The sequence below is a fragment of the Micromonospora sp. genome, from assembly GCF_048594385.1.
Lineage (GTDB): Bacteria > Actinomycetota > Actinomycetes > Mycobacteriales > Micromonosporaceae > Micromonospora > Micromonospora wenchangensis.
The window spans coordinates 1-8,904 of the sequence record NZ_JBMDWU010000206.1 but is presented as its reverse complement, the minus strand read 5'-3'; the positions used below and the strand labels follow the sequence as shown (position 1 = coordinate 8,904).

General features: G+C 73.1%; 10 protein-coding genes and 1 pseudogene. 8 read left to right on the top strand and 3 right to left on the bottom strand.

Translation table 11 applies throughout. The features are described from left to right. The 4 genes from ACOJTC_RS11165 to ACOJTC_RS11150 form a co-directional block, all read left to right on the top strand. Positions 1 to 555 (top strand): enoyl-CoA hydratase/isomerase family protein (locus tag ACOJTC_RS11165; protein WP_420116791.1); only part of this gene is annotated, 555 nt, incomplete at its 5' end. Positions 556 to 708: 153 nt separating this feature from the next. Then, positions 709 to 2,331, top strand: coding sequence for an acetolactate synthase (locus tag ACOJTC_RS11160; RefSeq protein WP_420116790.1), 1,623 nt, complete (start codon positions 709 to 711; stop codon positions 2,329 to 2,331). Between the two features lie 144 nt (positions 2,332 to 2,475). After that, the gene (locus ACOJTC_RS11155; RefSeq protein WP_420116789.1) at positions 2,476 to 3,444 is read left to right on the top strand and encodes an ATP-binding cassette domain-containing protein; all 969 of its coding nucleotides are present in this window, start codon (positions 2,476 to 2,478) and stop codon (positions 3,442 to 3,444) included. Continuing rightward, positions 3,441 to 4,259 (top strand): ABC transporter permease, encoded by an 819-nt coding sequence (locus tag ACOJTC_RS11150; RefSeq protein ID WP_204923704.1) that lies wholly within the window; start codon positions 3,441 to 3,443, stop codon positions 4,257 to 4,259. The genes ACOJTC_RS11155 and ACOJTC_RS11150 overlap by 4 nt, the downstream gene beginning before the upstream one ends. A gap of 135 nt (positions 4,260 to 4,394) precedes the next feature. Here ACOJTC_RS11150 and ACOJTC_RS11145 read toward each other — a convergent pair. From ACOJTC_RS11145 to ACOJTC_RS11135, 3 genes and pseudogenes are all read right to left on the bottom strand, one after another. Continuing rightward, positions 4,395 to 4,760, bottom strand: a pseudogene (locus tag ACOJTC_RS11145) (PLD nuclease N-terminal domain-containing protein); the annotation flags it as partial. A 27-nt stretch (positions 4,761 to 4,787) separates the two neighbouring features. Beyond that, positions 4,788 to 5,108 (bottom strand): DUF202 domain-containing protein, encoded by a 321-nt coding sequence (locus tag ACOJTC_RS11140; RefSeq protein WP_363652521.1) that lies wholly within the window; start codon positions 5,106 to 5,108, stop codon positions 4,788 to 4,790. Then, positions 5,105 to 5,527 carry a YidH family protein gene (locus tag ACOJTC_RS11135; RefSeq protein WP_232377242.1) on the bottom strand — a complete coding sequence of 141 codons (423 nt, stop codon included), beginning with the start codon at positions 5,525 to 5,527 and terminating at the stop codon, positions 5,105 to 5,107. Before ACOJTC_RS11135 ends, ACOJTC_RS11140 begins: the two co-directional genes overlap by 4 nt. An 11-nt stretch (positions 5,528 to 5,538) precedes the next feature. Here ACOJTC_RS11135 and ACOJTC_RS11130 point away from each other — a divergent pair, with 11 nt between their 5' ends. The 4 genes from ACOJTC_RS11130 (at position 5,539) to ACOJTC_RS11115 (ending at position 8,708) form a co-directional block, all read left to right on the top strand. Beyond that, positions 5,539 to 6,336, top strand: a complete 798-nt coding sequence (locus ACOJTC_RS11130; protein WP_420116788.1) for a GNAT family N-acetyltransferase — start codon at positions 5,539 to 5,541, stop codon at positions 6,334 to 6,336. Then, complete coding sequence (locus ACOJTC_RS11125) at positions 6,333 to 6,755, top strand: hypothetical protein (protein WP_420116787.1); 423 nt, start codon at positions 6,333 to 6,335, stop codon at positions 6,753 to 6,755. The genes ACOJTC_RS11130 and ACOJTC_RS11125 overlap by 4 nt, the downstream gene beginning before the upstream one ends. 202 nt (positions 6,756 to 6,957) lie before the next feature. Next, positions 6,958 to 7,737 carry an electron transfer flavoprotein subunit beta/FixA family protein gene (locus ACOJTC_RS11120; RefSeq protein ID WP_420116786.1) on the top strand — a complete coding sequence of 260 codons (780 nt, stop codon included), beginning with the start codon at positions 6,958 to 6,960 and terminating at the stop codon, positions 7,735 to 7,737. Positions 7,738 to 7,748: 11 nt separating this feature from the next. Next, a complete protein-coding gene (locus ACOJTC_RS11115) occupies positions 7,749 to 8,708 on the top strand; it encodes an electron transfer flavoprotein subunit alpha/FixB family protein (RefSeq protein ID WP_420116785.1) in 960 nt (319 codons plus the stop codon). Positions 8,709 to 8,904: the final 196 nt, after the last annotated feature.

Genomic DNA, 8,904 nt, shown 5'->3' with positions numbered 1-8,904 from the left:
GTGGACATGGCCGAGCGGGCCGCCGACCTGTCCAGCGCCGTCGGTGCGCTCGCCCGGATCCCCAAGCCGGTGGTCGCCGCGATCACCGGGTACGCCCTCGGCGGCGGCTGCGAGCTGGCGCTGGCCTGCGACTGGCGGGTGGTTGCCGAGGACGCCAAGCTCGGCCAGCCGGAGATCAAGCTCGGTGTCATCCCCGGTGCGGGCGGCACCCAGCGACTGGCCCGGCTGGTCGGCCCGGCCCGCGCGAAGGATCTGATCATGTCCGGCCGGATGGTGGACGCGGCGGAGGCGCTGCGGATCGGGCTGGCCGACCGGGTCGCCCCGGCCGCCGAGGTCTACGACACCGCCGTGGCGCTGGTGCGTCCGTACCTGACCGGGCCGGTGCAGGCGTTGCGGGCGGCGAAGCTGGCGGTCGACGTCGGGCTGGACATGGACCTCGGCTCCGGGTTGGCCTGGGAGAGCCAGCTCTTCGCCGGGCTCTTCGCCACCGACGACCGGCGCGAGGGGATGGCCGCCTTCGTCGAGAAGCGCAAGCCCGACTTCACGGGCCGCTGACCCGTCCCGCCCGGGGGCGGCGCTCGGTCGCCCCGGGGGCGGACCCGCGTCGCGGCGACGGTGGTCCCGCCGCCGGCACCGTGCCGAGAACTGTTCACATCCCGGATACCGGCCAGTAGCGTGTGACTCCGGTCATGGACGAGGGGAGCGGCGATGACGGAACGGGTCGAGGGTCACGGCGGAGCGCTGGCGCTGGCGGCACTGCGGGCGTACGGCGTACGGGAGATGTTCACCCTCTCCGGCGGGCACGTCTTCCCGCTCTACGACGCCGCCCACACCACCGGCTTCCCGCTCTACGACGTCCGGCACGAACAGTCCGCCGTCTTCGCCGCCGAGGCGGTGGCCAAGCTCCAGCGTCGCCCCGGCCTCGCCGTGCTCACCGCCGGCCCCGGCGTCACCAACGGCGTCTCCGGCCTGACCAGCGCCTTCTTCAACGCCTCGCCGGTGCTGGTGATGGGCGGGCGGGCCCCGCAGTTCCGCTGGGGTTCCGGCAGCCTCCAGGAGATGGACCACCTGCCGCTGGTCGCCCCGGTCACCAAGCACGCCGAGACGGTGTTCACCGCCGACGACATCCCCCGCGCGGTCTCCGCCGCGCTGACCACCGCGCTCACCCCGCACCGGGGCCCGGTCTTCCTCGACTTCCCGCTGGAGGCGATCTTCTCCGTCGGCGACGCGGACCTGCCCGCCCCGACGCCCGTCGCGCCGGTCGAACCCGACCCGGACGAGGTGACCAGGGCCGCCCGGTTGATCGCCGCCGCCGCCCGCCCGGTGATCATCGCCGGTTCCGACGTGTACGCCGGGGACGCCGTCGCCGCGCTCCGCGAGGCCGCCGAGGCGTTGCAGGTGCCGGTCTTCACCAACGGCATGGGTCGCGGCGCGCTCCCGCCGCAGCACCCGCTCGCCTTCGCCAAGGCCCGCCGGGTCGCGCTCGGCGACGCCGACGTGGTGGTCGTCGTCGGCACCCCGCTGGACTTCCGGCTCAGCTTCGGCGACTTCGGCGACGCGGCGGTGGTGCACGTCGTCGACGCCCCCACCCAGCGGGCCGGGCACGTCCAGCCGGCCGCCAGCCCCGCCGGTGACCTGCGGCTGATCCTGTCCGCGTTCGCCGACCACACCGGCGACCGGGCCGACCACGCCGACTGGATCGAGCGGTTGCGCACGGCCGAGGACGCGGCGCGGGCACGCGACGCCGCCGAGATGGCCGCCGACACCGACCCGATCCGCCCCGCCCGGGTCTACGGCGAGCTGCGCCGCGCTCTCGCCCCGGACGCGATCACCATCGGCGACGGCGGCGACTTCGTCTCGTACGCCGGGCGCTACCTGGAGCCGTCGCAGCCCGGCACGTGGCTCGATCCCGGCCCGTACGGCTGCCTGGGCACCGGGATGGGCTACGCGATGGGTGCCCGGGTCAGCCACCCCGACCGGCAGGTCTGCGTGCTGATGGGCGACGGCGCGGCCGGATTCTCGCTGATGGACGTGGAGTCGCTGGTGCGGCAGCGGCTGCCGGTGGTGATCGTGGTCGGCAACAACGGCATCTGGGGGCTGGAGAAGCACCCGATGCGGGCCATGTACGGCTACGACGTCGCCGCCGACCTACAGCCCGAACTGCGCTACGACAAGGTGGTCGAGGCGCTCGGCGGTGCCGGGGAGACGGTGGCGAAGGCCGCCGACCTCGGTCCGGCCCTGGGGCGGGCGTTCGACGCCGGGGTGCCGTACCTGGTCAACGTGCTCACCGACCCGGCCGACGCGTACCCTCGCTCGTCCAACCTGGCCTGACCACCCGGCCCACGGCCGCCGCCGGACCCGGCGGCGGCCGTGTTCTGCCGCGCGGATAAATCGGCGGAATGTCAGCGGCGACGCACGTAACGTCAGACCCCTCGCCCATCGTTGGACGATCCAGCGATAACGACGGGAGTTCTGATGACATACGCCATCCGCGCCGAGGGGCTGGTGCGCCGGTTCGGCGACACCACCGCCCTGGCCGGGGTCGACCTGGCGGTCCCGACCGGCACGGTCTTCGGTCTGCTCGGCCCCAACGGCGCCGGCAAGACCACCGCGGTACGGGTGCTCGCCACCCTGCTCACCGCCGACGAGGGGCACGCCACCGTCGGCGGGTACGACGTCCGCCGCGACGCCCACCGGGTCCGCCAGCTGATCGGCCTCACCGGCCAGTACGCCTCGGTCGACGAGAACCTGACCGGCACCGAGAACCTGCTGCTCATCGGCCGACTGCTGGGCCTGTCCCGGCGGGGCGCCCGGGACCGGGCGGCCGAGCTGCTGGCCGGGTTCCAGCTCACCGACGCCGCCGGGCGGGCCGCCAAGACCTACTCGGGGGGCATGCGCCGCCGGCTCGACCTGGCGGCCAGTCTCGTCGGCCGGCCGCAGGTGCTCTTCCTCGATGAGCCGACCACCGGCCTCGACCCGCGCAGCCGCAACGACCTGTGGGACATCGTCCGGGGCCTGGTCGCCGAGGGGGTGACCGTGCTGCTGACCACGCAGTCCCTGGAGGAGGCCGACCAGTTGGCCGACGAGATCGCCGTGGTCGACCACGGGCGGGTCATCGCCCAGGGCACCCCGGAGGAGCTGAAGGCCAAGACGGGCGGCCAGGTGCTGACCGTCCGGCCGGTGGAGGCCGCCGACCTGCCCACCGTGCTCGCCGTCGTCGGCGAGGTGACCGGGGTCGACCCGGAGGTCGCCCAGACGACGGTCAGCGCGCCGGTCACCGGTCCGGACGCGCTGCCCGCCGTGGTCCGCCGGCTCGACGACGCCGAGGTGTACGTCGCCGAGCTGGCCCTGCGTGGGTCCAGCCTCGACGAGGTGTTCCTCTCCCTCACCGGCCACCGGGCCGAGGACGAGACCACCCAGACCCTGGAAGGGAGCCCGGCATGACCGCCGCGACCGTCGCCGCTCCGGCGGCCCCCGCCACGCCGGCCCGCCGGCTCGGCCCGACCGCCGGGCTGCGGCACACCGGCACGCTGGCCTGGCGCAGCCTGGTGCAGATCAAGCACAACCCGATGGAGCTGCTCGACCTGAGCATCCAACCGGTGATGTTCGTGCTGCTCTTCACGTACGTCTTCGGTGGCGCGATCTCCGGCAGCCCGGGGGAGTACCTGACCTTCGCGTTACCGGGCATCATCGTGCAGAACGCCTTCTTCGCCACGATGACCACCGGTTTCGGGCTCAACCAGGATCTGACCAAGGGCGTGTTCGACAGGCTCCGGTCGCTGCCGGTGGCCCGCTGGTCCCCGCTCGCCGGCCGGATCGTCGCCGACACGGTCAAACAGGCATGGTCGTTGACCCTGCTGCTCGGCGTCGGGATGATCCTCGGCTTCCGGCTCGGCAACGGGGTGTTCGGCCTGCTCGGCGCGTTCGCCCTGCTGCTGGTCTTCTCGCTCGCCGCCGCCTGGATGTCGGTGCTGGTCGGGGTGCTGGTCAGCGAACCGGACAAGGTGCAGATCTTCGGCTTCACGGTGATCTTCCCGCTGAGCTTCACCAGCAACGCCTTCGTGCCGACCGAGACCATGCCGTCCTGGCTGCAGCACTGGGTCGAGGTGAACCCGGTGACCATCCTGGCGAACGCGTTGCGGGGGCTGCTGGTCGGCGGGCCGGTGGCCGCGCCGGTGCTCCAGTCGCTGCTCTGGGCGGCGGCCATCGCCGCCGTCTTCGCCCCGCTCGCGGTGCGGGGCCTGCGCCGGCGGGTGTGACCCCGGCCGCCGTCAGAGTTCGGGTCGCTCGCCGTCGCGGGGCCGCTCACCGTCGCGGGGAGCGGCGTCCTCCCGGGGCGGCGAGCGGTCGGCCGACGCCGGGCCGCCCCCGGGTGCGGTGCCGTCGGGGGACGGCTGGCCGCCCCGGCGGCGCAGGTCCTCCTCCCGGCCACGCAGGTCCTCCTCCCACCGCTGGAAGAGGGCGTTGTCGTCGCGGCGGACACGTTCGTCGATCGACTTGAGGAACTCGGGGTCGTCGTCGGGTGCGACGGGCCGTGGGCCGGCCGCCGGCCGACCCCGGCGGCCGTCACCCTGGGCGACCGGGCGGCCGGCGAGGAACCAGGCGATCGAGCCGACCAGCGGGAAGAACAGGATGACCGCCGCCCAGGCGAACCGGGGCAGCCCGCGGACCGTCCCGTCCTCGGCGGAGAGGCAACTGATCAGCGCGCAGGCGGCGAGCACCACCTGGAGCAGGAACAACAGCACATAGAGCCGGGCCATGCACCTATCATTGCTCAGCCGTGCGCGTCACCACACCCCGCGCAGCACGAGCGACACGCACAGCAGCGCCAGGCCGGCCGTGCCGAGGGCCACCAGCGGGACGGCCCGTGCGTCGAGGCGGGACTGCCGGCGGCCGGTGGCCCGTCCCCAGCCCACCACCAGCGTCGCCCACCAGGCCAGCACGATGGCCCCGGCGAGCAGCGCCCCGGCGACGTCGCCGGTGAGCGCCAGCCGGACCGCCAGCACCGCCACCACCGTGTACGCCAGCCCGAGGCGACGCCAGGCCAGCCGGGTGCGCTCGGGTTGCAGGCCGGGGTCGCGGGTCCCGTCCGACGGCGCCCCGGTCACCTGCCGCTCACCCCACGGGCCAGGACGGCCACCACCAGCAGCAGTGCGCCGACCGCCACGATCAGGGCGAGCACGGCCGGGAACCGGGACGCCGGCAGGCGTTGCCCGAGCCGGATGGCCTGCTCGGTGCGGGACCAGTGGTCCACCGCCCGGACGGCGACGGTGCCGCCGAGCAGCAGGAGCGTCACCGCGATCGCCTCCCGCAGGTGCCGCAGCGGCAACGGCGGGAGGAACTGGGCGGCGGCCAGCCCACCGGCGATCAGCGCCAGTCCGGTGCGCAGCCAGGCCAGGAAGGTCCGTTCGTTGGCCAGGGAGAAGCGGTAGTCGGGGGTGGTGCCCACGGAGTCGAGGTCCGACGGGTCGAACCACCGTCTGATCGCCTGCCACACGACGCCGATTATCCGCTTTACCGCCGACATAGCCTGGACCGATGACCGATCTTGATGCCTCCACCCTGCGCGACAGCTACGACCGGCAGCTCCGGCCGGAGATCCCCGACCCGGTCCCGGCCGGCGTGACGGTCGAACACGACGGCCCGCTGGTGCGCATCCTGGGTCTGGACCAGGGCGGTTTCCTCACCTACCGCACCCTGGACGGGCTGGCCGGGCCGGAGCTGGACGCGCTGATCGCCCGCCAGGTCGAGCTGTTCCGGCAGCGCGGCGAGTCGGTTGAGTGGAAGCACAACACCCACGACGAGCCCGCCGACCTGCCGGACCGGCTGCGCGCCGCAGGCTTCGTCCCGCAGGACCGGGAGACCGTCCTGATCGGGCCGGTCGCGCCCCTGGCCGCCGCCGTGCCGGTGCCACCCGACGGGGTACGCCTGCGCGAGGTCACCGGCCGTGTCGACCTGGACCGGATCGCCGCGATGGAGGAGGAGGTCTGGGGCGACGACCGTTCCCACCTCGTCACCGGCCTGCTGCGGGAGATCGAGGCGGACCCGCAGTCGATCACCGTGGTGGTGGCCGAGGCGGGGGAGACGGTGGTCAGCGCCGGTTGGGTGCGCTACCTCAACGGCACCGGCTTCGCCAGCCTGTGGGGCGGTTCGACGCTGGCGCAGTGGCGACGCCGGGGCGTCTACCGGGCGCTGGTGGTCTACCGGGCCCGGCTGGCCGACCAGCGCGGCAAGACGTTGTTGCAGGTGGACGCCTCGGAGGACAGCCGGCCCATCCTGGAGCGACTCGGCTTCGTCCCGGTCACCACGACCACCCCGTACGTCTACACTCCGTGATCATGGAGCAGCGGCTGACGGACGACGAGCAGCAGGTTCTCAAGACGGGCGCGTTCGGCGCGGTCTTCCTGGTGTCGAACGCGGACCCGGGGGTGTTCGCGATGATCCGGGAGAGTTTCGCCGCGTCCGGGGCGTTCGCCGGGGCGAGCGGGCTGGTGAAGGAGGCGCTCGGCGCCGGTGGGCTGCCCCGGCTGCCCCGGGACTCGGCCCTGGACGTCGAGTCGGTGGTGCTGCCGGCGCTGGCGCGGGCGGTGGACATCCTGCGGGAGAAGTCCCCGGCCGACGTGTCGGTATACCGCGAGCTGGTGCTGACCGCCGCGGCGGAGGTGGCCGGGGCGCACCGGGGGGTGACGCCGGCCGAACAGGACGCGATCGCCCGGATCAGGACCGCGCTGGCCGACCCCGCCGGTCCGGCCTGACAGCCGGTCCGGGTCGGGCCGCAGCGTGGTGAGGCGTGTCACCGTGGGTGCCCGGGAGGGGTAACCTACTGGCAGGTAACATTGCGTTCGTGGGCAACTGCACAACAGCCTGCGGTTGACCGGGTGTCAACGACGCGCAAAGCTCCGCCCTTAACCGGGCGAGCAGATCGCACACCACCAACAGGAGGGTTGTCGAATCGCGATGAACATCGTCGTACTCGTCAAGCAGGTGCCTGATTCGGGCGCGGACCGCAACCTGCGTGCTGACGACAACACCGTCGACCGCGGTTCGGCGAACAACGTGATCAACGAGATGGACGAGTACGCCATCGAGGAGGCGCTGAAGATCAAGGAGGCGCACGGTGGCGAGGTCACCGTCCTGACCATGGGACCGGACCGGGCCACCGAGTCGATCCGCAAGGCGCTCTCGATGGGCCCCGACGCCGCCGTGCACGTCCTCGACGACGCCCTGCACGGGTCCTGCGCCGTGGCCACCTCGAAGGTGCTCGCCGCCGCCCTCGGGCAGCTCAATGCCGACCTGGTGCTCTGCGGCGCCGAGTCGACCGACGGCCGGGTCCAGGTCATGCCGCACATGCTGGCCGAACGGTTGGGAGTCGCCGCGCTGACCGGCGCGCGCAAGCTCACCGTCGACGGCGGCACGCTGACCGTGGAACGGCAGACCGAGGAGGGCTACGAGGTGGTCACCGCCGCGACGCCGGCCGTGGTCTCCGTCTGGGACACCATCAACGAGCCGCGCTACCCCTCCTTCAAGGGCATCATGGCCGCCAAGAAGAAGCCGGTGAAGACGCTGTCCCTGGCGGACCTGGGCGTCGCGCCCACCGAGGTGGGTTCCGAGGGCGCGACCAGCGCCGTCGTCGAGCACACCAGGCGTCCACCGCGCTCCGGCGGCGCCAAGATCACCGATGAGGGCTCCGGCGGCGTCCAGCTCGTCGAGTTCCTCGCCACCGAGAAGTTCGTGTGAGGGGTCTGAACATGGCTGAGGTACTCGTCGTCGTCGAAGCCACCAGGGAATTCGGCGTCAAGAAGGTCACCCTGGAAATGCTCACCCTCGCCCGCGGGCTGGGCACCCCGAGCGCCGTGGTGCTCGGTGGCCCCGGTGCCGCCGAGGCGCTCGGCGCCAAGCTCGGCGAGTACGGCGCGGAGAAGATCTACGCCGCCGAGAGCGAGGAGATCGACGGCTACCTGGTGGCCCCCAAGGCGACGGTGCTCGCCGAACTGGTCAACCGGGTACAGCCGGCCGCCGTCCTGCTGGCCTCCGCCCAGGAGGGCAAGGAGATCGCCGCCCGGCTGGCCGTCAAGCTGGACAACGGCATCCTGACCGACGTGGTCGGCCTCGACGCCGACGGCACCGCCACCCAGGTCGCCTTCGCCGGCTCCACCATCGTCAAGTCCAAGGTCACCAAGGGGCTGCCGCTGGTCACCGTGCGGCCGAACTCGGTCACCCCCGCCCCGGCGGCGGCCACCCCGACCGTCGAGCAGCTCACCGTGTCGGTCACCGACACCGACAGGCTGGCGAAGGTCGTCGAGCGGGTCGCCGAGCAGAAGGGCTCCCGCCCCGAGCTGACCGAGGCCGGCATCGTCGTCTCCGGCGGTCGCGGGGTCGGCAACGCCGACAACTTCAAGCTGGTCGAAGAGCTGGCCGACCTGCTCGGCGGCGCCGTCGGGGCGTCCCGGGCGGCGGTCGACTCCGGCTACTACCCGCACCAGTTCCAGGTCGGGCAGACCGGCAAGACCGTCTCCCCGCAGCTCTACGTCGCGCTGGGCATCTCCGGCGCGATCCAGCACCGGGCCGGCATGCAGACCTCGAAGACGATCGTCGCCGTGAACAAGGACGGCGAGGCCCCGATCTTCGAGCTGGCCGACTACGGCGTGGTGGGCGACCTGTTCAAGGTCGTACCGCAGGCCGCCGAGGAGATCCGCAAGCGCAAGTGACCCGTCGCGGGTCCGCACCGAGCCGCCGTCCGGTCCGCCGGGCGGCGGCTCGGTCGTCCTCGCCGCCTTTGCGATCGTCCCCGGCCCGGCCGGGTCCGCGCGTGGATGTGCCGATGGGTGCTGATCGGCGGGCCGGGGAGCTGCGCCGGCCCGCCGATCAGCCCGTCAGGGTGCCCCTCAGCAGGCTGTCGCCGGA

What these genes read in the sequence shown, in the direction of transcription:
- ACOJTC_RS11160 (WP_420116790.1), top strand. Translation starts at nt 709, where the DNA reads ATGACGGAACGGGTCGAGGGTCACGGCGGAGCGCTGGCGCTGGCGGCA.
- ACOJTC_RS11155 (WP_420116789.1), top strand. Translation starts at nt 2,476, where the DNA reads ATGACATACGCCATCCGCGCCGAGGGGCTGGTGCGCCGGTTCGGCGAC.
- ACOJTC_RS11150 (WP_204923704.1), top strand. Translation starts at nt 3,441, where the DNA reads ATGACCGCCGCGACCGTCGCCGCTCCGGCGGCCCCCGCCACGCCGGCC.
- ACOJTC_RS11135 (WP_232377242.1), bottom strand. Translation starts at nt 5,527, where the DNA reads ATGTCGGCGGTAAAGCGGATAATCGGCGTCGTGTGGCAGGCGATCAGA.
- ACOJTC_RS11130 (WP_420116788.1), top strand. Translation starts at nt 5,539, where the DNA reads ATGACCGATCTTGATGCCTCCACCCTGCGCGACAGCTACGACCGGCAG.
- ACOJTC_RS11120 (WP_420116786.1), top strand. Translation starts at nt 6,958, where the DNA reads ATGAACATCGTCGTACTCGTCAAGCAGGTGCCTGATTCGGGCGCGGAC.
- ACOJTC_RS11115 (WP_420116785.1), top strand. Translation starts at nt 7,749, where the DNA reads ATGGCTGAGGTACTCGTCGTCGTCGAAGCCACCAGGGAATTCGGCGTC.